Source organism: Flavobacterium sp. JP2137, assembly GCF_050562195.1.
In the GTDB taxonomy this organism is placed as follows: domain Bacteria; phylum Bacteroidota; class Bacteroidia; order Flavobacteriales; family Flavobacteriaceae; genus Flavobacterium.
This window is the reverse complement of record NZ_CP191647.1, coordinates 2787480-2811162: the sequence shown is the minus strand read 5'-3', so window position 1 is coordinate 2811162 and position 23683 is coordinate 2787480. Positions and strand designations below refer to the sequence as shown.

19 protein-coding genes are annotated in these 23683 nt (G+C 41.7%); 11 read left to right on the top strand and 8 right to left on the bottom strand.

The features are described from left to right. Window positions 1–34 precede the first annotated feature (34 nt). The 3 genes from prfA (at window position 35) to ACQZ43_RS12350 (ending at window position 2823) form a co-directional block, all read left to right on the top strand. Entirely contained in the window at window positions 35–1108 is a 1074-nt protein-coding gene (gene prfA / locus ACQZ43_RS12360; RefSeq protein WP_430612994.1) for a peptide chain release factor 1, read from the top strand. An 81-nt stretch (window positions 1109–1189) separates the two neighbouring features. Next, window positions 1190–2014, top strand: a complete 825-nt coding sequence (gene pyrF, locus ACQZ43_RS12355) for an orotidine-5'-phosphate decarboxylase (RefSeq protein WP_430612993.1) — start codon at window positions 1190–1192, stop codon at window positions 2012–2014. A gap of 8 nt (window positions 2015–2022) precedes the next feature. After that, complete coding sequence (locus ACQZ43_RS12350) at window positions 2023–2823, top strand: ABC transporter substrate-binding protein (RefSeq protein WP_430612992.1); 801 nt, start codon at window positions 2023–2025, stop codon at window positions 2821–2823. Window positions 2824–2981: 158 nt separating this feature from the next. Here ACQZ43_RS12350 and ACQZ43_RS12345 read toward each other — a convergent pair whose 3' ends face one another. Together ACQZ43_RS12345 and ACQZ43_RS12340 are read right to left on the bottom strand one after the other, a co-directional pair. Then, entirely contained in the window at window positions 2982–3809 is an 828-nt protein-coding gene (locus ACQZ43_RS12345; protein WP_430612991.1) for a DUF4197 domain-containing protein, read from the bottom strand. 15 nt (window positions 3810–3824) lie between these two features. Beyond that, entirely contained in the window at window positions 3825–4616 is a 792-nt protein-coding gene (locus ACQZ43_RS12340; RefSeq protein ID WP_430612990.1) for a copper resistance protein NlpE N-terminal domain-containing protein, read from the bottom strand. A gap of 439 nt (window positions 4617–5055) precedes the next feature. On the opposite strand from ACQZ43_RS12340, the gene guaA reads away from it, so the two are divergent. From guaA to yidC, 6 genes are all read left to right on the top strand, one after another. After that, window positions 5056–6585 (top strand): glutamine-hydrolyzing GMP synthase, encoded by a 1530-nt coding sequence (gene guaA, locus ACQZ43_RS12335; RefSeq protein WP_430612989.1) that lies wholly within the window; start codon window positions 5056–5058, stop codon window positions 6583–6585. 65 nt (window positions 6586–6650) lie between these two features. Then, entirely contained in the window at window positions 6651–8624 is a 1974-nt protein-coding gene (locus ACQZ43_RS12330) for a LysM peptidoglycan-binding domain-containing protein (protein WP_430612988.1), read from the top strand. Next, window positions 8624–9025, top strand: a complete 402-nt coding sequence (locus ACQZ43_RS12325; protein ID WP_430612987.1) for an OsmC family protein — start codon at window positions 8624–8626, stop codon at window positions 9023–9025. Before ACQZ43_RS12330 ends, ACQZ43_RS12325 begins: the two co-directional genes overlap by 1 nt. Next, window positions 9025–9258 carry a DUF3820 family protein gene (locus tag ACQZ43_RS12320; protein WP_430612986.1) on the top strand — a complete coding sequence of 78 codons (234 nt, stop codon included), beginning with the start codon at window positions 9025–9027 and terminating at the stop codon, window positions 9256–9258. Before ACQZ43_RS12325 ends, ACQZ43_RS12320 begins: the two co-directional genes overlap by 1 nt. A 121-nt stretch (window positions 9259–9379) precedes the next feature. After that, window positions 9380–10993 (top strand): CTP synthase, encoded by a 1614-nt coding sequence (locus tag ACQZ43_RS12315; protein WP_430612985.1) that lies wholly within the window; start codon window positions 9380–9382, stop codon window positions 10991–10993. Window positions 10994–11075: 82 nt separating this feature from the next. After that, the gene (gene yidC, locus ACQZ43_RS12310) at window positions 11076–12971 is read left to right on the top strand and encodes a membrane protein insertase YidC (protein WP_430612984.1); all 1896 of its coding nucleotides are present in this window, start codon (window positions 11076–11078) and stop codon (window positions 12969–12971) included. 371 nt (window positions 12972–13342) lie between these two features. Here yidC and ACQZ43_RS12305 read toward each other — a convergent pair whose 3' ends face one another. The 5 genes from ACQZ43_RS12305 to ACQZ43_RS12285 all read right to left on the bottom strand — a co-directional run bounded on the left by ACQZ43_RS12305 (window position 13343) and on the right by ACQZ43_RS12285 (window position 18830). Next, on the bottom strand, window positions 13343–15292 hold the full coding sequence (locus tag ACQZ43_RS12305; protein ID WP_430612983.1) for a TonB-dependent receptor plug domain-containing protein: 1950 nt from the start codon (window positions 15290–15292) through the stop codon (window positions 13343–13345). Further along, window positions 15279–16337 carry a hypothetical protein gene (locus ACQZ43_RS12300; protein ID WP_430612982.1) on the bottom strand — a complete coding sequence of 353 codons (1059 nt, stop codon included), beginning with the start codon at window positions 16335–16337 and terminating at the stop codon, window positions 15279–15281. The genes ACQZ43_RS12305 and ACQZ43_RS12300 overlap by 14 nt, the downstream gene beginning before the upstream one ends. Before the next feature lie 7 nt (window positions 16338–16344). Next, the gene (locus ACQZ43_RS12295; RefSeq protein ID WP_430612981.1) at window positions 16345–17208 is read right to left on the bottom strand and encodes a SagB/ThcOx family dehydrogenase; all 864 of its coding nucleotides are present in this window, start codon (window positions 17206–17208) and stop codon (window positions 16345–16347) included. A gap of 8 nt (window positions 17209–17216) precedes the next feature. After that, on the bottom strand, window positions 17217–18002 hold the full coding sequence (locus ACQZ43_RS12290; protein ID WP_430612980.1) for a hypothetical protein: 786 nt from the start codon (window positions 18000–18002) through the stop codon (window positions 17217–17219). 78 nt (window positions 18003–18080) lie between these two features. Continuing rightward, complete coding sequence (locus ACQZ43_RS12285; RefSeq protein WP_430612979.1) at window positions 18081–18830, bottom strand: hypothetical protein; 750 nt, start codon at window positions 18828–18830, stop codon at window positions 18081–18083. A 407-nt stretch (window positions 18831–19237) separates the two neighbouring features. Here ACQZ43_RS12285 and mnmA point away from each other — a divergent pair, with 407 nt between their 5' ends. Both mnmA and ACQZ43_RS12275 read left to right on the top strand, forming a co-directional pair. Then, window positions 19238–20446, top strand: coding sequence for a tRNA 2-thiouridine(34) synthase MnmA (gene mnmA, locus ACQZ43_RS12280; protein WP_430612978.1), 1209 nt, complete (start codon window positions 19238–19240; stop codon window positions 20444–20446). 3 nt (window positions 20447–20449) lie between these two features. Further along, window positions 20450–21397, top strand: coding sequence for an NAD(P)H-dependent flavin oxidoreductase (locus ACQZ43_RS12275; protein WP_430612977.1), 948 nt, complete (start codon window positions 20450–20452; stop codon window positions 21395–21397). Between the two features lie 71 nt (window positions 21398–21468). Here ACQZ43_RS12275 and ACQZ43_RS12270 read toward each other — a convergent pair whose 3' ends face one another. Continuing rightward, complete coding sequence (locus tag ACQZ43_RS12270; RefSeq protein ID WP_430612976.1) at window positions 21469–23580, bottom strand: M3 family metallopeptidase; 2112 nt, start codon at window positions 23578–23580, stop codon at window positions 21469–21471. Window positions 23581–23683 lie beyond the last annotated feature (103 nt).

Here is a 23683-nt window from a genome sequence, read left to right as displayed (position 1 = left end):
ATACCTTTGTATCCTGAAATTTAGATAATAGAAGATGTTAGATAGACTACAAATTATAAAGCAACGCTTTGACGAAATATCGGATTTGATTATTCAGCCGGATGTTATTTCAGATCAGAAGCGTTACGTTCAATTAAATAAAGAATACAAAGATTTAAAAGCGCTGGTTGAAAAACGAGAGGAATACTTGACTTTAACAGCAAATATCGAAGAAGCAAACGAAATCATTGCCGATGGCAGCGATGCCGAAATGGTCGATATGGCCAAAATGCAGTTGGACGAAGCCAAAGATCGCTTGCCGGAATTGGAAGACGAAATCAAGTTTTTATTGATTCCCAAAGATTTGGAAGATGCTAAAAACGTCATGGTAGAAATTCGCGCTGGAACCGGTGGTGACGAGGCGAGTATCTTTGCAGGCGATTTGTTTCGCATGTACACCAAATACTGTGAGGGAAGAGGTTGGAGAACGTCTTTAGTCGATTCCAATGACGGTACTTCTGGTGGGTTTAAAGAGGTGATCTTTGAAGTAACCGGCGACGATGTCTACGGTACCCTTAAGTTTGAAGCAGGGGTTCACCGCGTTCAACGCGTACCGCAAACCGAAACCCAGGGTCGTGTACACACTTCCGCAGCTACGGTTATGGTATTGCCAGAAGCCGAGGAGTTCGACGTGCAAATCGACATGAACGATGTGCGCATAGATTATTTCTGTTCTTCGGGTCCTGGAGGGCAGTCGGTGAATACCACCAAATCTGCCGTTCGTATGACACACGTGCCTACCGGATTGGTGGCCCAGTGTCAGGATGAGAAGTCCCAGCACAAAAACAAAGACAAAGCCCTTTCCGTATTGCGTTCGAGATTGTACGAAATGGAATTGGCAAAAAAACAAGAACAAGATGCTAAAAAGCGAAATTCACAGGTAAGCAGTGGAGACCGTTCGGCTAAGATTAGAACCTATAACTACCCACAAGGACGTGTAACCGATCACCGTATTGGTCTGACTTTATACGATTTGGACGGGGTGATGAATGGCAACATTCAAAAGGTAATCGATGAGCTTCAATTGGTGAGCAACACCGAAAAGCTCAAAGAGAGCGAGGCCTACTAATCGAGATATAAACAAAACTTCTGCCACACTTACCTCGGTAATGTGTGGCTTTTTTTAAGGCTATTTTTAAATAAGAACCCGATGACCATACCGCAATTAGTAGCACAAATTCACCGTAAACAATCGTTTTTGTGCATTGGATTAGATGTCGATTTGGAGAAAATTCCAGTCCACCTATTGGATCTTGAAGATCCTATATTTGAATTTAACAAAGCGATTATCGACGCCACCCACGATTTGGCGGTGTCTTACAAGCCCAATATAGCGTTTTACGAAGCCTATGGATTAAAGGGTTGGGTCTCCTTACAAAAAACCATAGCCTACCTCAATGAACACTATCCGGATCTCTATACGATAGCCGACGCAAAACGCGGCGATATCGGCAATACAGCCACGATGTATGCCAAAGCCTTCTTTGAGGACTTGGCCTTTGACAGCGTCACCGTAGCGCCCTATATGGGCAAGGATAGCGTAGAACCCTTTTTGGCGTTTGAAGACAAACAGACCATCTTGCTCGCGCTAACCTCCAATCCCGGTGCTTTTGATTTTCAAACGCAGGATTGCCTGGGAAAACCGCTCTATCAAGTGGTGTTGGAAACGTCGACACACTGGAAAAACCACCACAACCTGATGTATGTAGTCGGAGCAACCAAACCCGAGTATTTTGCCGAAATACGCAAATTCGTACCCGACAGCTTTTTGCTGGTACCCGGAGTAGGCGCTCAAGGCGGCGATCTCAAAGCGGTATGCGCACAGGGTTTAAACAGTCAGGTCGGCTTGTTGATCAATTCGTCCCGCGCGATTATCTACGCGAGCAACCAACGCGACTTTGCCGAACAAGCCCGAGTACAAGCCCTTCAAGTACAAAGGGAAATGGAAGAAATATTGACACAACGCTTTAAATAACCGAAATTATGGCTACTTTTTTTGATCAAATAGGACAGGAGCATCACTTTGAAAATACGCCCAAAAGGATCGTATCCCTAGTGCCGTCACAGACGGAATTGTTGTTTGACTTGGGATTGGAAGACAGCCTGGTCGGCATCACCAAATTCTGTGTGCATCCCTACCACTTAAAATCGACTAAAAAGAATATAGGCGGTACTAAAAAGGTGCATTTTGAGAAAATAAAGCTTTTACAACCCGATATTATCATAGCGAATAAGGAGGAGAACACCCTCGAAATCGTCGAGCAATTACAGGCGATTTGTCCGGTTTGGGTTACCGACATCCAAACGATTGAAGACAATGAGCAGATGATTACCGATTTCGGCGTCTTGTTTAACAAGCGTACCGATGCCCAAAAATGGAACGACAAAATTCGCTTTGCACAAAGGGATTTCACCCATTTTATCCGTACCAAACCCGTTCAAAAAGCGGCCTATTTCATTTGGCGCGAACCCTATATGGCTGCGGGTCAAAACACCTTTATCGACGCCTTGTTAAAGGTCAATCGCTTCGAGAATATCTATGCGAACAAAAGCAGTCGTTACCCCGAAGTAGAACTGAAAAAGATCCGCTTAGAAGGCGATCCCGATTTGGTTTTTCTATCGTCCGAACCCTATCCATTTAAAGAAGAACACGCCTTTGAAATCGGCAGGTGTACCCACCACGCCAAAACGGTTTTTGTCGATGGCGAAATGTTTTCATGGCACGGTACCAGGCTGTTAAGAGCCTTTGAATATTTTAAAATACTGCATCAGCGCTTGGAATAAACAAAGAAACCGAATAGCTTTTACACTATTCGGCTTTCCAGTTCCAATCAACCTAACTATTAGAAACTCAATTTTGATTACAAGACAAATATCGTTTAATAAAACGGCTGTCAAGTTAGGGAGGTGTTATCTATACATTACCAAACACCCGAGTTTGCTTATTTTTTGATAAGGCCGCCCAGCATATCCTGCATGCTAAAAACATCTTTTAGCAATTGGGTATTTCTAGAGCCTCCAACATTGGATCGAATTTCTTTTTCTTCCACGGAAATCATTTTAAACACCCCCGATAGGGTTTGATTCGCCACGTAATCCGTCAGGTCTGGATTGACCTTGTTAACCAGTGGAATCGCATTATAGGTATTGACAATGCTGCTCCATACCTTATCGGCTCCTACGTTTTCAAAAGAGCTTTTGATCACCGGATTAAATTTGGCATACAAACTGGTCGTTGTCGCCTTTTCCAAATACTTAGTCGCGGAATCGTCCGAGCCCAACAGGATGTTCTTAGCGTCGTCGAAGGTGATTTTCTTTACCGCATCTACAAATATAGGGGTCGCTTCTTTTACCGCCTCTTCCGCAGCGCGATTCAATACTTTTAAACCTTCATCTGCCAAACTGGACATCCCCATTTTACGAAGGGTATTATCGACTTTTTGCAATTCGGTCGGCAGTAATATCTTGACCATTTCATTTTTGTAAAAACCGTCCTTTTGGGTGAGTTTTACCACTTGTTTTTCTATACCGTTTTCCAAGGCCTCCTTTAAACCCGCACCGATCTGGTTTTGATCGAGGTTTAAACCGCCTTTGTTGGTCGTGGTCGTATTGGTAGCGGTTGTCTTGGTGCTCGTGCTGCTGTTGCTCTTTTGACCGATTTTATCGGTGATTTTACTCAGAATGTTTTTTTTCTGTGCGTGAACCGTTGTAACGCTAAGGCAGTTAACGGCAAATAGCACGACAAGCGACGATAATACTGATTTTTTCATGGGGAATTTTATGATTTATAGGGTTGTGTCGACCAGGGGTTTTTCTTCTTTGGAATAGGTTCCGCCTATGCTGATTCCTTCCCAAAAGCTCTTTAACGCTTCGGTTTCGTCTTTTTCTTGGGTGCCGATATGAACCTTATGACGACTAAACTGTATGATCATCACACCGGATAGGTCCGGATAGGATTCCGCCAAAGGCACTTCGATTTGATGTGCTTCGGGGTTATAGACGCCTTGGGCCAAGAATTCAGCCGTTTTATCCTGGGAAGTCAGTTGTAATTTAACTTCAAAATTGTTTTTCTTGAGGTGCTTTAACTCCAATACGCGGTAGGGGTCACTGAGTGAATCGCCAAGGGTATACACAGCCGCTAAGCTGTCTACCGCCACCTTTTGCGCCAAGCCCAATAGGTAGTCTTGAGCGAGTTTGCCGATGACTTCTTTGCGATCCGAACCCACCCGAGCCAATACACGGCCGGATTTGATCTTGTAAAACTCCTTATTACCGTCAAAATTCGCTTCGAAAACCGAGTCCTTTAACTTCCAAACCCCCGATAGGCGCTGCGGAAAGTCCTCTTTACCTTGATAGTAAAACCGTTTGTTTAAAGTGCTGTCCGCATGAATGCTCAGGGTTGTTTCTATACCCGGACAATCCGGACAGGGGATGAGTCCCTCAAATTGGTGACTGAATATACTATCCATAACCTCCGGTTGTATCACCGTTGGAATATTTTTTTTGGGATCTTCCTTACAAGAAGCCAGGGTTAAAACACTCAATACAACAATAAACAAGTTGCTTTTTTGAATCATAGTAGCGTGAATTTTGAGTTTCGATAAAGAGCAAAAATAAGGCCAATATTTCTTTTAATCTGCCTTGTGAAATTAAGAATAATAAATATATAGTAATTTAGTAAAAAAACAAATCATTTGAAATAAAAAGCAGTTTTATTTTGACGTTTCCCCTTTCTTTTGAATTAAAAAGCGCAAGCCACTTTACAAATAGGAAATACGCCATTACAGCGGTTGCGAAACGACCCATTGAGAAATAGGAAAAAAACAGTACAAAAATAGCACGGATGTAGCTATAGCGAAAAAATACTGTAAAAATAAGGGCTAAAAGACCTAATTAATTTGTTAATTTGTCGGCGCTATCAGCGGATATATTTCGTTTATACGATTCGTTTTTAGTTTGTTGAAAAAAATCCAAAAACCTATTTTTGGGATCCATTAGAAATACCTATTTTTGCATATGCAACACAACGTACTTATTTTAGATTTCGGTTCGCAATACACACAGCTTATTGCCCGTAGAGTTCGCGAATTAAACATTTTTTGCGAAATATTACCTTACAACAACTTACCTGAGGATTTGTCCACTTTTCACGCCGTTATCCTATCTGGAAGCCCCTTTTCGGTGCGGTCACAAGAGGCCTTACATCCCGATTTGTCCAACATCAAAGGCAAATTACCCTTGCTGGCGGTTTGTTACGGTGCACAATACTTGGCGCATTTTCACGGCGGCGAAGTAGCCCCGTCAAGTACCCGAGAATACGGAAGAACCAATCTAAACTTCATCAAAGAAGGCGAAGCGCTATTTAGCGGTATTCCACTAAACAGCCAAGTTTGGATGAGTCACAGTGATACAATCAAAGACCTGCCTACTCATGGTGTGCTTTTGGCCAGTACCAAAGACGTGACAAATGCCGCTTACAAGATCGAAGGCGAGCAAACCTACGGAATCCAATTCCACCCAGAGGTTTACCACTCCACAGATGGCGCGCAATTGCTTAAAAACTTCTTGGTAGACATCGCCGGCGTAGCTCAGGATTTTACCCCTAAGGCTTTTGTCGAAGATATCATTGCCGATTTAAGAGATAAAATCAAAGACGACAAGGTGGTTCTCGCCCTTTCAGGAGGTGTAGACTCTACCGTAGCAGCTGTATTGTTGCACCGCGCTATAGGCAAAAACCTATACTGTATTTTTGTAAACAACGGCTTGTTGAGAAAGAATGAATTCCACAATGTGCTGGAACAGTATAAAGGCATGAATTTAAACGTAAAAGGAGTTGATGCTTCGGAGCGTTTCTTGACGGCTTTAAAGGGATTGGAAGATCCAGAGTTAAAGAGAAAAGCCATTGGTAAAGCGTTTATCGAAGTTTTTGACGATGAGGCTAAATTGATAGAAGACGTTACCTGGTTAGCTCAAGGAACCATTTATCCCGATGTCATCGAATCGATTTCGGTAAAAGGACCTTCGGCAACGATCAAATCACACCACAATGTGGGTGGCTTACCCGATTTTATGAAATTAAAAATCGTTGAGCCTTTGAGAATGCTGTTTAAAGACGAAGTAAGACGCGTAGGAGCCTCTTTGGGAATCGATCCGGAATTGTTGGGTAGACACCCGTTTCCAGGACCGGGATTATCCATTCGTATACTCGGGGATATTACCGCAGAAAAAGTAAGCTTGCTTCAAGAAGTAGACGCTGTTTTTATCAACGGTTTAAAAGAACACGGCCTATACGACCAAGTATGGCAAGCCGGTGCAATTTTACTTCCGGTAAACAGTGTAGGCGTGATGGGCGATGAGCGTACTTATGAAAAAGTAGTAGCGCTTCGAGCGGTAGCTTCTACCGATGGAATGACTGCAGACTGGGTGCATTTGCCCTACGAGTTTTTGATGGAGATATCCAATCAAATCATCAACAAAGTAAAAGGGGTGAATCGCGTGGTTTACGACATCAGCTCCAAGCCACCTGCCACTATAGAATGGGAATAAAGTAATATAGATTAAGTCGTTGTAAAGCCTTTACAACGACTTATTCGCTTATAATAAACAAACAGATGAGAAAGATTTTTTTAAGTAGCCTTGCGATTTTAGCCTTGAGCAATGTCATGAGTTTGCACGCTCAAACGTTAAGCTTTAAACAACATCGGGTCAATAAGGGGGAAACTGTGACCGAAATTGCACAGCAGTATCAAGTATCCGTTAGGGATATTATCAAATACAATCCCGAAGCTGAACGCGGAGTTAAAGAAAACGCTGTCTTATCTATACCGCTTATATCGAATGCCCCAAAAGCGGAGAACACCGCTAAAAGTCATCGGGTGGAAAGCAAGGAAACCCTGTACGGAATTTCCAAGAAATACCAAATCAGTATAGAGGAGTTGTATCGCTTAAATCCGTCTTTGCGCGAAAGTGGTCTTAAAACCGGTGATGTCATCGCATTGGCAGCTGCGACGCAAACCGCTACAGCTACTGCGGTAAATTTACCCGATACCCTTGTGGCTTCGGCCGTTCAAGTAATCAAGACCAACAAATCGCCTCATACCAAAGAGGTGGTGGTAGGACCTAAGGAAACCGTTTATGGCTTGGCTATAGAACACCGCACCTCGATACAACGACTGTACGAATTGAATCCGCTTTTGGAATCTCAAGGGCTGGCAGAAGGGCAAACCCTTTTGGTACCGGTTGCGCGGGAGCTTCAAGGATCACTTCAATCAACCGATGTAAAGAGCGGCAGTAAAACGGCTTACAAAGAAATAATAGTAGCGCCTAAAGAGACGATTTTCAATCTTTGCAAGGAATATCAAATAACTCCGGAACAGCTGTTGGCTTTAAATCCCGAGCTGAGTCAAGGTTTAAAAGTGGGGATGAGCTTACGAGTACCCGGTGCAGAAGATGCTAAGGAAACCGTGGGCCTAACTCCGATAAACAAATCGGCAACGTACAGCCCCGGTCAATTTAAAGACCTAACGCGTTCGCTGTCCAAAAGCAAAACCCGCGAACTCGTATTGTTATTGCCCTTTAACGCGCATAAAATCAATATGGCTACCGACGACATACAGGAGAAGTTAAAAAAGGATGCTTTTTTAAACATGACCTTGGATTTCTATTCCGGCGCACTGATTGCCATCGATTCGGCAAAGAGCATGGGACTGCCTTTAAACGTCAAGATATACGATTCCAAGGAAACCAGTACCACTTCGGATGTAGCGGCTCTTTTTGCTGCGGAAGACTTTAGTCAAACCCAAGTGATCATCGGACCGTTTTTTCAGAAAAACGTCACCCAAACCGCTGCTTTAATCCGGGATAAGGATCTTGTTTTGGTTTCGCCCTTATCTACGGAAAAGGGAAGTTTGGGAGCCAATCAAATTCAAACCATGCCCAATACCGACGACCTGAGAACGGCTCTGATCGAGTATATGATGGACCAGAAGGGAAAAATCATTGCCATAGTCGATGAGAAAAAGGGATCGACCAAACAGTTCTTACAGGCAAATTACCCGAATATCAAAGTGCTAAACGGGTCAGAAGCCTCTAAGGTGGGCGAGTACCTAAGCGGTACGGCAAAGAACTTTGTCATTTTGGATACCGGTAGCATACAGACCGCGTTAAGCACGACAAATGCGTTGATGTCCAAATTGGCCACTCACGAAATCCAATTGGCTACTTTCGACAAAAATGAGGTGTTTGACTATGCGGAAATATCGCTAAATGCACTGACTAAACTCAAGTTGTTCTATGCCTCTGTAACCCGAGAAAACGAAACCGAAAGCGGTACTCATTTTGCTCGAGCCTATAAAAAACAAAACAACATCTACCCGAATCGCTTTGCAACCCGGGGTTTTGATGTGACTTTTGACGTGATTTCCCGCATGTTCCAAAACGAGGACTTTGAGGAAACCACCAGAAAATTTACCACCCAACAGGTGGAAAATAAATTTGCTTATAGAACCGTAAATGGTGGTGTTTACAACCAAGGGGTCTATTTGCTGTATTACGATGAAGACTTAACCGTTAAAATGATTAACTAATGCTGTCTAAAGTAACTTATCTAGGTGATTTAAGAACGGAATCCGTTCACGAAAGATCGGGTCAAACCCTCATTTCCGATGCGCCCATCGACAACCAAGGTCGTGGAGAGGCTTTTTCGCCCACCGATTTGGTGAGCAACGCCGTGGCGAGTTGTATGTTTACCATTATGGGTATCAAATCTCGAGCGATGGATTTGGATATTTCCAATTCTACCGCCAGTGTATTTAAAGAAATGCGCGAAAACCCGCGTATGATTGCCAAGGTAAAAGTGCACTTTGAAATGGTAGGCGTGGCCAGCGACAAGGACAGGACCATCTTGGAACGCGCGGCCATGACTTGTCCCGTGTTTTTAAGCCTGCACCCTGATATTGAAAAGGATATACACTTTAATTGGAAGTAATGCTTCATACGAATAACCAACAATATTTAATTGAGCTCGCTCATACCAAAATGCCTTTCGGAAAATACGAAGGGCGTTTTCTTGTAGATTTACCCGAATACTATATCGTTTGGTATCACAACAAGGGGTTTCCCAAGGGAAAATTGGGGGAGCAGTTGCAACTGATTTATGAAATTAAATTAAACGGACTCGAATCCCTAATCAAAAACATAAAAAACAACTTTAAAAAATAAGCGGCAAAAGGGGCTGCATTGCCCAGCACGGTCACATTAAACTCATAATTAATTAGAAGTATAATTCAAAAATTCGTACTTTTGCCAAGTTTTATTTTTAACAACTACAACACAACACTCGATGAAACAAACTAAATATATTTTTGTAACCGGCGGCGTTACGTCTTCCTTAGGTAAAGGTATAATCGCTGCTTCTTTGGCTAAATTACTACAAGCTAGGGGATACGAGTCAACCATACAGAAATTTGATCCGTATATCAACGTGGATCCCGGAACGCTAAACCCTTATGAACACGGCGAATGTTATGTGACGGACGATGGTGCCGAAACCGATTTGGACTTGGGTCATTACGAGCGTTTTTTAAACGTTCCCACTTCTCAAGCCAATAATGTGACCACGGGTAGGGTGTACCTTTCGGTTATTGAAAAGGAACGTAGAGGCGAGTTTTTGGGAAAAACCGTACAGGTTGTTCCTCATATTACCAATGAAATTAAAGAACGCATGTTGCTCTTGGGCAAAAGCGGGAAATACGATATCGTTATCACCGAAATCGGCGGTACCGTAGGAGATATTGAATCCCTGCCGTATATCGAATCGGTACGTCAACTATTGTGGGAGCTAGGCGACAACAACGCCATAGTGATTCACCTGACCTTAGTTCCTTATTTGGCTGCTGCAGGAGAATTAAAAACCAAACCGACGCAACACTCGGTAAAAACCTTGATGGAAAGCGGTATCAAAGCCGATATCTTGGTTTGTAGAACAGAACACGAATTGTCTACGGAAATCCGTCAGAAATTAGCGGCTTTTTGCAACGTAAAACGCGAAGCAGTAATCCAATCGATCGACGCATCTACCATCTATGAAGTGCCAAACCTCATGTTGGAAGAAGGCTTGGATCGCGTGGCTCTTAAAAAGTTAGAGCTGCCGGAAAAAGCAACGCCAGACTTGGTACAGTGGAATGAGTTCTTGCACCGATTAAAGAACCCTCAACATACGGTAAACATCGGTTTAGTCGGTAAATACGTGGAATTACAAGACAGTTATAAGTCGATTTTAGAAGCCCTGACTCATGCCGGTGCAGAAAACGTGACTAAGGTTAACGTCATCAGCATACATTCTGAATATCTTACGGCTAAGAATGCCGCCGATAAATTGGCTAACTTAGACGGAATTTTGGTAGCTCCAGGATTTGGAGCACGCGGTATAGAAGGCAAAATCGAAACCGTGCGCTACGCTCGTGAAAACAACATTCCCTTTTTCGGAATCTGTTTGGGTATGCAAATGGCGGTAATCGAATATGCGCGTAACGTAATGCACTATGAAAATGCCAATTCCACAGAGATCAACACCAATACCACTTATCCGGTAATCACCTTTATGGAAGAACAAAAAACCATTACCGACAAAGGAGGAACCATGCGTTTGGGTGGATGGGATTGCGAAATCAAAAACAACACCAAGGCCTTTGAAGTATACCAATCGAATTTGATCAACGAACGTCACCGTCATCGTTATGAATTCAATAACTACTACTTAAAAGAGTTTGAAAAAGCGGGATTAAAAGCCTCTGGATTAAACCCGAAAACCGGTTTGGTCGAAATTGTAGAATTGGAAAACCACCCGTTCTTTATCGGAGTGCAATTTCATCCCGAATACAAGAGTACTGTAGCGAGTCCACATCCGTTATTCGTCGGATTTGTCAAAGCGGCAGTAGCGCATAAAGTAAAGTAACAACCGCCTTATAGCAAGACTGTACAAGCGATAATGAAGGAGTATAAACGTTCAAAACATTTGAAATAAGTAAAACCAAGTAATGGAAGAAAAAAAAATAGATCGTAATAGTATAATTGGCTTTGTCATTATTGCGGGTTTATTGATTTGGATGATGTTTAACAACATCGGAAAAGAACAAGAAGCCATAGTAAAGGACAATGAAAAAGCGCAAAAAGAACAGGTTAAAACCGCCCAGTCCCAACAAGTGGAATCGGCCATAGCTGAACACCAAACCGCAGCGGATTCCCTGGCATTAACGCAATTAAAAGCGTCATTAGGTGCTTTCGCTTATAGCGCTACCTTACCGGCGGCAAAAGGCGGCGTTACCGAATTGAAAAACGACGTGTTGACCCTTGTCATCGCCAACAAAGGTGGGGTGATCCAAGATATTAAAATCAATAACTTTAAGCGTTTTAGCAAGGATTCCAATGAGATTGTCGAACTGATTAAAGACAACAACTCCAAATTCAACTTGGAACTCCAAACCAGCGACCGTCGTATCCTAAATACAAGAGATTTGTATTTTGAACCACAACTGACCACGGAAGGGGAAAACCAAGTGTTGACCATGCGTTTAAAATCCAGTGAAAACCAATTCTTGGAATACCGCTATGTGTTAAAAGCAGGGGAGTATATGATGGATTTTGCCATCCGTACTCAGGGCCTAAACCAAGTGGTAGACCTGTCTAAAAAACCGGAATTACAATGGGAAATCAATACCTATAGAAATGAGAAGAGCATCTCTTATGAAAATAGATATACTCAATTGGCATATGAATACGAAGGGGGTAAAGACAACCATCTAAGCCCTACGAGCAAGTCGGACGACAAAACGGTGAAAGACGTGACGTATATCGCGTTTAAACAACACTTCTTTACTTCAATCCTCTTGACCAAAACTCCGTTTTCTACGGTGGAATTGAATTCTCAAAACTTGGTAAACGACGAAAAAATCGATACGGTATTCACCAAACACTTCGCAGCTAAATTGCCTTTGGACTACACCAATGGTGAATTAAACTACGATATGAACCTGTATTACGGTCCTACAGACTATAAAATATTAAAATCATACGATAGAAATTTAGACGAAATCGTTCCTTTAGGATGGGGAATCTTCGGATGGATCAACCGCTATTTATTCATTCCTGCGTTTGATCTATTGACTTCTTTCTTACCACACGGAATCGCCATTATCGTCTTTACGATTTTAGTTCGATTGTTTATGTCGCCAATCACTTATAAATCGTACTTGTCACAAGCCAAGATGAAAGTGATTCGTCCGGAGGTAAATGAATTGAATGAAAAATTCAAGAATGATCCGATGAAAAAACAACAGGAAACCATGAAGTTGTACTCCAAAGCCGGAGTAAACCCCATGGCCGGTTGTATACCAGCATTGCTGCAAATACCGATATTCTATTCGTTGTTTCAGTTTTTCCCGTCGGCTTTTGATCTGCGACAAAAAAGCTTCCTTTGGGCAGATGATTTATCGTCCTTTGACGCCGTATTACATTTGCCTTTTACGATTCCTTTCTATGGTAACCACATCAGTTTGTTCCCTTTATTGGCATCGGTAGCGATCTTCTTCTATATGAAGATGACCACAGGAGATCAACAAATGAGCGCGCCTCAACAAGAGGGGATGCCGGATATGAGTAAAATCATGAAAATCATGATTTACATCTCTCCAATCATGATGTTGTTTTTCTTTAACAACTATGCTTCAGGCTTGAGTTTGTACTATTTTATTTCCAACTCGATTACCATTGGAATCATGTATGTGATCAAAAATCACATCGTCAATGAAAACAAGTTGAAAAACAAGATGGATGAAAACAAAAAAACTGAACGTCCACAAAGTAAATTCCAAAAGAAAATGCAACAGATGATGGAGCAGGCTCAGGAACAACAAAAAATAAAAGGAAAAAAATAATCTTTTTTCCAATCTTAAAAAACGAGGCTGTCTCAAAAGGACAGCCTCGTTGTATTTTAGGTTCTTTTCTATAAGAAAATTACGCAGCTGTTAAAATCGCTGATTCGTTGATGCGCGGATGCGCTTTGGGTTGTGTTGAATTCTAAATGCCTACTTTTTTAATTCGGAAACTGCGATACTTTACATAAACTGGCGAAGACGCAACAGAAGGCTGATGCGTTGATTCGCTGATGCGCTGATTCGCTTTGGGTTGTGTGCATTCGAAAATGCCTACTATTTTAATTCGAAAACTGCGATACTTTGCATAAACTGGCGAATACGCGAATAAGCAAATACGCGAATAAGCAACAAAAGGCTGATTCGTCCATTCGCTAATGCGCAGAAGCGCTTCCCAATCGGAATTGCACGCCAAAATAGAGGATTCGCCTTTGAAAGTAGGGGTAATTGAATGCTGAAAAATCGCTGTTGTAGGTGATTCCCGCTTGATTTCTCTTATTCAATACATTATTGATGGAAAAATAAGCTATAATCAGCTGATCATTAAACGCAAAGGCCTTGTTTGTCGTAAAATCAATTCTCAAATAGTCTTTTAACTCCTTTTCATCATAGTTTGAAAACCGAGGTTCTACATATCCACTTTCGTTTTTGATACCATTTATTACCGGGTTATATGTATTTCCTGGACGCGTATTGAGAACGAGTGCCGCAGTGAAATTCTTTGGGTTTTTATAGGTGATATTGGCTTTGACAAAATAGTTTAAGTCGCGGTTGAATTGCCGGTTGTTGATCGTTTGCCGTTGATGGAGGTAAACATTGGATAGCGAAGCGGAAAAAGAGCTACTGAGATCTCGACTATAGGACCATTCAAAGCCGAGGATGTTTTTCTGATGGAGTCTTTCGTAGGCGGAGAGCGAAACAGCGCCCTGATCTTTTTTATAGTAAACCGCTGCGGTGAAAACGGCATGGCTCTTTTCACAGTAATAATCCAAGGCGATTTGCTTGCTCGTGTGCAATTGAAAATCCCGATTGTAATAATTGATGCTGCTGTAATTATTGTAGTTCCCCAAACCAAAAATAAACCGGTGGTTATTGTTTATTTTGTAATATGCTGAAAACTGTCCGCTGATAAAATCCAAGGTTTTGTTCGTTTGAAATAAATTTTTCCGAACTGCGGCAGAACCACCAAAATTCGAATTGTATTTATACTCCGTATACAAATAGGCCTCCGTATAATCCGCGTTTTTATCAGCTGAATGCGCAAAAGTTGGCGCTTGCTGATCCAGGGCATACCAATACCGCGGAAGTACTTCGTCAAAGCTATAAACGGATTTGGAATAATCCAAACCATATTGAATCGTCCACTGTGCCAGGACTTTGTATTTATGCGATAGGGCGATGTAAAATTGTTTGTACTTCATTTTGGAATCGATATTGCCATATTCATAAGACGTATCGCTGTAATCGACGAGATTCGATAGCTTAAACAAAGAGTGGTTGTGAAGAAAATCCAGGTTGTTGATGCTGAAAAAACGCCGCTGCTGTGCAACCGCATTGTCGGCGTAGTTTAAAGTGTATTTTTGGCCGTCAAAAGATTCATCTATATAGTAATTATAACTGTTTAAAGTTAGTTTCTCGCTAAGATGAAAACGGCTATTGACCCCAAAATCTACGGTCGAAAAATCATTTAAATCCGGTGTGTTTGCGCTGTTTATGGCCGTAAATAAAAAGGGAAACTGATAGTTCGCATACAATTGTACAAAATGCTTGTCCGTAATTCGCTTATTGAGCAATACACCTGCGCTCGATAGTGCCGCAGAAAGCTGTAAGCGATCGGCAACGAGCTCCTTGGTCGTAACGATATCCACAATTCCGCCGCTGGAATTGCCATAGATAAGGGGAGGATTACTCGCATAAACATATTGGGAGTGAAGCAGCTCGGTGTTAAATAGGGAAAAATTTCCCAAACCATTGTCTTGGCTGTTTCGGACCGGGTTTAAAAGGGGTACTCCATTGACAAAAACCCGGGATTGGTCTGCAGCAGCACCTCTAAGTACAGGATTGGCCGTCTCCGATGTATTCGTCGATGCGGGTAGATTGAATATAGCCTTTAGCGCGTCGCCATTTGAAGCTGGATCGAAATAGATGTCCAATTGGTCAATTTTCGTACTGGAGAAGCGTTCTGAAATGGGATTCCTACTTACCACTACAATTTCATCCATCTTTACTAAGGTAGTATCTACTTCAATTTGTTGGCTATAAACGGTGATTGGAAATAAAACACTCAGTGCTATTCCCAGACAGCAGCAGTTAAAATATCCCATTGTATAAGAGCATTAAAAAAGGAATTGCAAAGAAAAGCCAAGAAATAAAAATAGTAGATGTGCTCAAAACAAAATACAATGCCTTAAAAATATTAGAAAAATTCAAATTAGAAAAATTCACAACTTCTTTAAAAGAAATAAGTGACTCTTCATACAAATTCGTTTTACCAATTAATTCATTTAATAAAATATAAGAATCAGACCCCGGTAAAAAGAAATTCAAATTAAAACATGAACGTATTAAAATTGAAAGCATTATACTATAGCCTATAAATGATAAGGTAGCATAGCTCGTATGAAATTCGGAAACGAATAGAAAAATACTTATAAAAAATACAGCATCGAAGATAACACCACCGATATATACTAATATTTTTTGACGTTTATTTTTAATAAACGAAATATATAATTTATTGTAAAAAATCGGAATCATCAGAAACAAGAAACCAAATCCAAAAATTGTGCATTTTCCTCCAAAAAACTTATAAAAAAAATAATGCCCAAACTCATGTACGCATTTTCCAAAAAAGGAACCTATAATTATAAAGACCATTAAATTTGTAAAGTCAAATGGAACGAGATACAAAACTGTCATGTAATTATCAAATATATCCACAGATTTAGAAGACAATACAAAGCAAAGAATAGTAGGCACCAATACTAGAAAGAAGAATATTGAATAATAGATAAATTTACTATTTAGTATATTTTCTAATTTCGAATTGGAAAAATCTATAACGAGAATTTCAAATATTCTTTTATTAAAGCGAAATTTAATGAATATATTTTTTGCACTTTGTTTCTTTTCTATTAATAAGTGATTTTCTCTTGCCTTTTCTAGTAAGAAATCTAGTTGTGTACTCTCAATATTAAAACTATTTTTGTAATACAGAATAACTTGTTGTTTGTTTAAAACTTTAGCATAATATTCTATTATTTCAAATTCTACTTGCGATAATTTAATCAAGTTTTCTGAAAGTCGAGTCTTTAAAACCAATTGGCTTTCTGTTTTATCTATATGTATTATTTCTTTATTAATTTCCATAACTCGATTACGTTTTGTTGTTACCGATAGCCATACAAAGAATAGGTTGATGCAGCGTGTTCTTCAATTCTAAATACTCATTCATTTTATTGTTAAAAAACCCTCCAAATACACAACAAGCTAAATCTAAAGATGCTACAGCCAAGTATGCGGCATGTATAAATTCACCAATTTCTATGAATGATAATAAAACGCCAAAATCTTGATATTTAAATGAATGCTTGTTTAGAACTGAAGTAAAGACTATAAAAGCTGAAGCATTTTCAAAGTCTAGTACTGAAGGATTATTCTCAGATTTCATTATTATCTCATAAAAATCTTTAAAATCACCTTTGTTTTTAAGTTCCTTAATTAATTCTAATTGAAAATTTAAAACATTGTATCTATATACGCCAAGAGGAATTTTACTTATTTTATGATTGAAAATATAAATCTCAGTTGGATAAAGAGCACCACCAGATGCGATATTTCTAATGTCTCTTGTCAATTTTGTTCCATTGTAATTTATTGTTTCTTTTCCTGTAATTGAGTAGAATAGTTTAAAAAAATCACTAATTTCCTCAAAGGTTAACGGTTCATTAGAGAATGATCTAGTACTTTTTCTTTTCTTATTTATTTGTTCAAGAGTCATACTCCTGTCTGACTTATTTTCAGAGGTATGCAAATCAAATACATTGCAAAAACCTATTTCATAATAATTTTCATATATTTTTTTTAGAATTGTCGGATTGTTATTAACATATGAAATCACTTTGAATCGATCTAAATTCTCTGTATGATATTTTTGAAACTTTATAAGTTCTAAAAAATCCAAAGTGCTTTCATGTAATCTATGTTCTGAAAGAATATTTAAAATTTCGTGTTGTGTCATCTTCTTTGCTATTGATTATTATATTTTTCTTTTAATCGCTGCATATCGTCCTTTCTGTCTTCCAACTCATAAAACTGAATCAATAAATCATACAGGCGTTTTCGCCCCCAATGTGGACTGTAAAATGCAGCATCCAACGCATCTGGACAAGCCAAGCCTTTTAAGGCATAGCCTTCAACCTTTTTCATACCACCAAACATCTTTGGGGTGTAAAAATTTTGCGTAGCCAAAACCAAATAAGCGCGTAGGTTAGCCCGGTTTAAAGCCAACGACTTTTGCGCATTCTCCTCGACTTGAGATGCAATTTTATTCAATTTAATCATGCTGTTAAATTGTATAGAAAAGGAGTGTGCCGCGGCGAGTAGGGCAAAATCTTCCGATGTCGTCGTCTTTTTACCGATCAGCGCAATCGCAACTTCTATGCTTTCCCTTGCCTGGACATCATCGTTTAAAACCGTTTTATAAAAAATGGATTTAAAATAGTGTAGATAGCTTTTCCAATAGGTTTTCTGAGATTGCGACATACTGTCTTGCGCGTCCAAACTCATGAGTTGTTCGTCGACGGCTTTGGTCTTTTTTTCTGCAAACATCGTGGAGATCCGCTGTTCTATATTTTTTTCAAATATGGGATAGAGCGTGTCCGTAATGCGCTCATTTACCGGGTTCCTTTGATCGCTAACGCTTTCCTCACTCTGCGTCACTTCCAATTGAATACGGGGAATTTCGCGCTTTCTTTCCTTTGGCGTGCAATACACACCCAGACTTAATACACTGGCTAAGACAATAATTTTCATAATGTTTTTCTTTTTTATTTTCATACTTACTGCGGAAGGGGATCCACTACTGACTTAAACGCTTAAAGCGGTGCTGAATTAACGCGTTCTCTTTATGATCTCCTCTATTTTAGCAGCGTCTTCCGCTCGATTTTCCACGCGATACAATTGCAGCAGCAGCTCGTATAGGTGCATTTTCCCCCAATGCGGACTGTAAAAACCCGTTTCCACTCCCGTTTTGCACCGCAGTCCCTTTAGTGCGTATTCCTCCGCCTTGGCCCAACTGCCGTTCCCTTTAGGCTGGTAGAAATGATGGCTGGCCAAGGCGTAATAGGCGCGAATATTGTTGGGGTTAAGGGCGAGTGCTTTTTTCGCGCATTCCTCGACTTTTGTCGCGATGCCTCCCCATGCTGCCCGATCGGCAAACTGGATCGAAAAGGCGTAACAAGCCGCTATAAGTGCATAGTCTTCTGAGGTAGCCGCTCCTTTTAAGCGCTGCTCCAAGGCGTGCTGAATGTTTTCCTTCGCCGCGGGTTCGTCGTTGAGGATGTTTTTGAAATAGAGGGACTTGTTGTAATAGAGGTACGACTTCCAATACGCTTTTTGATTGGCAGACAAATGACAGTCTTCATCCAAATTCTTGAGGCAATCGTCGACCTCTAGCGCATTTTTACCGGAGTACATCGTCGCCAATAGCACCGCAAGCTGGTCTTCAAAAAGCGGAACCACGGTATCCATGCACAGCGTCATACCCACACTCCGCGCGTGGATTTCCTGCCTTTGCACCGTTGTATGCGCCAAGCAAATAAGGCTAATGCCCATGGTCATTGCTAATAGGATTACTTTCATCGTCTACTCGTTTTTCTCAGACACCATGCGGACTAAACGCAGCAATCACTGCGCTTTGGAGTAGTGCTAAATCGCCGGGCCCTTATAAGTAAAAGACTCATTATCAAGGCTATTATTTCAATAAAACATATTTTTTAACTAAAAATTAACAAGTAATCCCAGGGGTTTTTCGACCAAATCCACGGATCAGAAGACGATTTTGTTCCAACTCCCGACCAAAATCCACCCATATAACAAAAAACTATAGAGTCATTTACAAGAATGATTATTTACTGCGGCTTCAAAAATTAAAAGTCGTATTTTTGCGGTTTAATTTTTTTACTAATACGATGTTTACCGCCACGACTTCGACTGCTCCTCAGAGTAGGGAGAACGGCAAAGACATCACAGCGTATAAGATCCGAGATATGAAAAGAGTAGTAGTAGGTCTTTCCGGAGGAGTAGACTCTAGTGTAGCGGCTTATTTATTGAAAGAACAGGGATATGAGGTCATCGGATTGTTCATGAAAAACTGGCATGATGATACCGTAACCATTTCCAATGAATGCCCATGGTTAGAAGATAGTAACGACGCCTTAATGGTCGCTGAGAAATTGGGTATTCCCTTTCAAACAGTCGATTTAAGCGAACAATATAAAGAGCGTATAGTTGATTATATGTTTAAGGAATACGAGATGGGTAGAACGCCCAATCCCGATGTGCTGTGCAACCGCGAAATCAAATTTGACGTATTCATGAAAATCGCCCTGAGTTTGGGAGCCGATTACGTAGCCACCGGACACTATTGCCGCAAGGGTACTCTGGCTGTCACCGATCAAAACGGGCGGGAAGAAGCGGTTTATCAACTCTTGGCCGGCGTGGATCCCAACAAGGATCAATCGTATTTTTTGTGTCAGCTCTCGCAAGAGCAACTGGCCAAATCCCTGTTTCCCATCGGAGAACTGTTGAAATCCGAAGTGCGGGAAATCGCCGCAAAGATGGATTTGATCACCGCGGATAAAAAGGATTCTCAGGGATTGTGTTTTATCGGAAAAGTGCGCTTACCCGAATTTTTACAACAGCAACTCAAACCCAAAGAGGGCGTGATTTATGAAATCGAGAAAAACAGTGCCTTGTATGAGGTAGTGCCACAAGTGTACAGCAGTTTTGAAGCCCAGTTGGAAGCGGAATCCCGTTCCATCGCCTATACACCCGAAATGGGCAAAGCCGTTGGCAAACACCAAGGCGCCCATTATTTTACCACGGGACAACGCAAGGGATTAAATGTCGGAGGAACGCCCGAGGCCTTGTTTATCATAGCGACAGACGTACAGCAAAACGCCATCTATACCGGACAAGGACACGACCATCCGGGCTTGTTTCATCAAAGCTTGTTTGTACAAGCCGATGAAGTGCATTGGATTCGAGAAGACCTCAAGATGGCAAATGGCGAGAGCATGGAAATCAAAGCGCGTATACGCTACCGTCAACCCTTGCAAAATGCGACCCTCTATCAGTTTGAAACGGGGATGTATGTGCGTTTTGACGAGCCGCAATCGGCGATTACTGAAGGACAATTCGTATCTTGGCATTTGGAAGATGAGCTGATAGGCTCTGGTGTAATTTCAAAAAAGTAATTTATGACAAACAAAATAACACAGCTCTTCGGCATTGAGTACCCCATAATTCAAGGGGGAATGATTTGGAATTCGGGTTATAAATTGGCCAGTGCCGTTAGCAATGCCGGCGGATTAGGTCTTATCGGTGCCGGATCGATGTATCCGGATGTACTAAGAGCACACATACAAAAATGTCAAAAAGCCACGGACAAACCCTTTGGTGTTAACGTGCCTATGCTTTATCCCAACGTGTCCGAAATCATGGATATACTGGTAGAAGAAGGCGTTAAAATCGTCTTTACCTCTGCGGGTAATCCCAAGACATGGACCCCTTTTTTAAAGGAACACGGAATAGTGGTCGTACACGTGGTGAGCTCTTCCAAATTTGCGCTTAAAGCGCAGGAAGCCGGTGTTGATGCCGTGGTTGCCGAAGGATTTGAAGCAGGCGGTCACAACGGACGCGAAGAAACCACAACCCTGACCTTGATTCCGATGGTAAAAGAGCATATTGCTATTCCCTTAATCGCCGCAGGAGGTATAGCCTCGGGGCAGGGAATAGTCGCTGCAATGGCCCTAGGAGCCGATGGGGTACAAATGGGTACGCGCTTTGCCGCTACAGTGGAGAGTTCGGCTCACGACAATTTTAAGAATTTGCTCTTGGAAGTAGGCGAGGGCGACACCTTACTCACCCTAAAGGAACTCGCTCCGGTACGCCTGATTAAAAACGAATTTTATCAGGGCTTAGCCGCTTTATACCAAACCCATCCCAGCGTAGAACAACTCCAGGAATACTTGGGTAGAGCTCGAGCGAAACGCGGTATGTTTGAAGGGGACTTGGTAGAAGGGGAATTGGAAATCGGACAAATAGCGGGAATTATCCATAAAATCGATACGGTAGAAAACGTATTTAAAAATTTGATCCAAGAGGTTGAAGCAACCAAAAACAAGCTGGCAACATCCTTGTTTTAACACGGCCAAAACCCAATAAAAAAAGGCGTTATCATCGAGATAACGCCTTTTTTATAAAGCTGAATTTCCGGTTATTCAACGAGACCTCTCGCTTTTAACATCGGATTTATCGAAGGCTCTTGCCCTCTAAAGTTTTTGTACAACTTGGTCAATTCCTCCGAATTTCCACGGGAGAAGACCTGATCGCGCAAACGCTGTCCGTTTTGACGGGTCATTCCACCGTTTTCTTCCAACCAGCTATAGGCGTCGTGATCGAGCATTTCTGCCCATAAATACGCATAATAGCCCGCTGCATAACCACCGGCAAAAATATGGCTGAAGTACGAAGAGCGGTATCGCGGCGGAACCTGCGCCAAATCTAAACCTTTGGTCGCTAGTGCGCGCTGCTCAAATTGATCGACATCTGCTACCGTAGCGTCAACGCCGAGCGTATGCCAAGCGAGATCCAGCGATGTGGCCGCCAACATTTCCGTCATGGCGTAGCCCTTGTTAAAGCTCATCGCATTAAGCATTTTCTGCAACAAGGCCTCCGGCATCACTTCGCCTGTCTTGTAGTGGATGGCGTAGTTTTTCAACACCGCTGGTACCACGGCAAAATGCTCGTGGAATTGAGATGGAAACTCTACAAAATCACGAGATACATTCGTTCCAGACAGGGTTGGATACGTTTGATCGGCAAAGAAACCGTGTAGGGCATGACCAAATTCGTGGAACAGGGTCGTTACATCGTCAAAACTGATCAAAGCAGGTTGCCCAGCTGCTGGTTTGGTAAAATTGGACACGTTGTAAATAACGGGCTTGGTGTTAAGCAATTTGGACTGTCCCACGATATTGCTCATCCAAGCACCACCGCGTTTGGAGTCTCTCTTATAAAAATCTCCGTAAAACAAACCGATCGAGGTTTTGTCTTCGTTAAACAATTCATATACCTGTACGTCTTCATTCCAAACAGGCAGGTCGGTACGCTTTTTAAAGGTGATGCCGTACAATTGTTCGGCCATGTAAAACACGCCCTTTTCCAATACCGTATTCACCTCAAAATAAGGTTTTGTCTCGTTTTCGTCTATGTTGTATTTCGCCTTGCGAATCTTTTCGGCATAAAAATCCCAATCCGCTGCTGTAAGCTCAAATGGAGCGGGCTCTGCGTTGAGCAGGTTTTGAATATCCTGCGCTTCTGCTTTGGCAATTGCCGTAGATGCCGGAATCAACTGATCCAACAACGAATTCACCGCCTCCGGTGTTTGCGCCATCTGATCCTTTAAACTCCATTGCGCATAATTTTGATACCCCAATAGTTGTGCCTTTTCTGCGCGCTTCTTAACCAGTTCTAAAATCGCCGCTCGGGTGTCGTTGGCATCGCCTTTCTCCGCTCTGCTCCACGAAGCCTTAAACAATTTGGCACGGGCATCTTTTTGAGACATACTGATTAAGTCGGGCTGTTGGGTGGTATTGATTAAACTGATCAAATAACTGCCGTCTTTTTGCAGGTAAGAACTCAGGGTGTTTTCATCCAAACCCTCAAGTTCGTCTTTGGTAAAGCTCACACCTCCGGCCTTGGTTGCCGCCAACAACTGATTGGAAAACTGGGTGTTTAAAGCCGCTATTTCTCCGTTGATCACTTTTAAGCGCTCTTTGTTCTCCTGAGATAAGTCAGCTCCAGCCAATACAAACGCGTCGTAATAGTGGTCGAGTAATCGCGTGGATTCCGCATCTAACTTCAAGTTTTCCCTTTGACCGTAAAGCGCTTTGATACGCTGAAATAGCAAATCGTTTAAATAGATCGCATCGCTATGTGCAGCAAAATCTTTAGACAATTCCTCTTCTACCTTTTGCAACTCCGCATTGGTGTCCGCTCCGGTCAACAAGCCAAAAACATTGCTTACCCGAGTGAGTAACTGACCGGATTTTTCCAGTTCTACCAAAGTGTTTTCAAAAGTTGCCGCCTCCTTATTCGAAGTGATTTTTTCAATCTCTTCCAATTGCTGACGCATTCCCTCGAGTAAAGCAGGCTTGAAATCTCCGTTTTTAATTTTGCTGAAATCCGCCGTTTGATAGGCTAAAGTACTGGGTGCGAAAAAGGGATTTGCATCGTTCCAATCCGATTGGGCGCCCTTTTTATCGCAAGAAAGGGTCAGTAAACTAGAACTGACCAGCACGCTCAAAAGCGCTTTTTTGTTGAACATTGTGTTTGATTTTATGGATTCGCCTTAAAAGTAATAAGATTTTTTGAAGAAATGGCCTTTTTGCCCGCAGACGCCTGTAATTCTATCATAAAATCTTTGTTTA

What these genes read in the sequence shown, in the direction of transcription:
- prfA (WP_430612994.1), top strand. Translation starts at nt 35, where the DNA reads ATGTTAGATAGACTACAAATTATAAAGCAACGCTTTGACGAAATATCG.
- ACQZ43_RS12285 (WP_430612979.1), bottom strand. Translation starts at nt 18,830, where the DNA reads ATGAAAGTAATCCTATTAGCAATGACCATGGGCATTAGCCTTATTTGC.
- ACQZ43_RS12290 (WP_430612980.1), bottom strand. Translation starts at nt 18,002, where the DNA reads ATGAAAATTATTGTCTTAGCCAGTGTATTAAGTCTGGGTGTGTATTGC.
- ACQZ43_RS12325 (WP_430612987.1), top strand. Translation starts at nt 8,624, where the DNA reads ATGCTGTCTAAAGTAACTTATCTAGGTGATTTAAGAACGGAATCCGTT.
- ACQZ43_RS12295 (WP_430612981.1), bottom strand. Translation starts at nt 17,208, where the DNA reads ATGACACAACACGAAATTTTAAATATTCTTTCAGAACATAGATTACAT.
- guaA (WP_430612989.1), top strand. Translation starts at nt 5,056, where the DNA reads ATGCAACACAACGTACTTATTTTAGATTTCGGTTCGCAATACACACAG.
- ACQZ43_RS12330 (WP_430612988.1), top strand. Translation starts at nt 6,651, where the DNA reads ATGAGAAAGATTTTTTTAAGTAGCCTTGCGATTTTAGCCTTGAGCAAT.
- yidC (WP_430612984.1), top strand. Translation starts at nt 11,076, where the DNA reads ATGGAAGAAAAAAAAATAGATCGTAATAGTATAATTGGCTTTGTCATT.
- mnmA (WP_430612978.1), top strand. Translation starts at nt 19,238, where the DNA reads ATGAAAAGAGTAGTAGTAGGTCTTTCCGGAGGAGTAGACTCTAGTGTA.
- ACQZ43_RS12305 (WP_430612983.1), bottom strand. Translation starts at nt 15,292, where the DNA reads ATGGGATATTTTAACTGCTGCTGTCTGGGAATAGCACTGAGTGTTTTA.
- ACQZ43_RS12340 (WP_430612990.1), bottom strand. Translation starts at nt 4,616, where the DNA reads ATGATTCAAAAAAGCAACTTGTTTATTGTTGTATTGAGTGTTTTAACC.
- pyrF (WP_430612993.1), top strand. Translation starts at nt 1,190, where the DNA reads ATGACCATACCGCAATTAGTAGCACAAATTCACCGTAAACAATCGTTT.
- ACQZ43_RS12320 (WP_430612986.1), top strand. Translation starts at nt 9,025, where the DNA reads ATGCTTCATACGAATAACCAACAATATTTAATTGAGCTCGCTCATACC.
- ACQZ43_RS12315 (WP_430612985.1), top strand. Translation starts at nt 9,380, where the DNA reads ATGAAACAAACTAAATATATTTTTGTAACCGGCGGCGTTACGTCTTCC.
- ACQZ43_RS12300 (WP_430612982.1), bottom strand. Translation starts at nt 16,337, where the DNA reads ATGGAAATTAATAAAGAAATAATACATATAGATAAAACAGAAAGCCAA.
- ACQZ43_RS12270 (WP_430612976.1), bottom strand. Translation starts at nt 23,580, where the DNA reads ATGTTCAACAAAAAAGCGCTTTTGAGCGTGCTGGTCAGTTCTAGTTTA.
- ACQZ43_RS12350 (WP_430612992.1), top strand. Translation starts at nt 2,023, where the DNA reads ATGGCTACTTTTTTTGATCAAATAGGACAGGAGCATCACTTTGAAAAT.
- ACQZ43_RS12345 (WP_430612991.1), bottom strand. Translation starts at nt 3,809, where the DNA reads ATGAAAAAATCAGTATTATCGTCGCTTGTCGTGCTATTTGCCGTTAAC.
- ACQZ43_RS12275 (WP_430612977.1), top strand. Translation starts at nt 20,450, where the DNA reads ATGACAAACAAAATAACACAGCTCTTCGGCATTGAGTACCCCATAATT.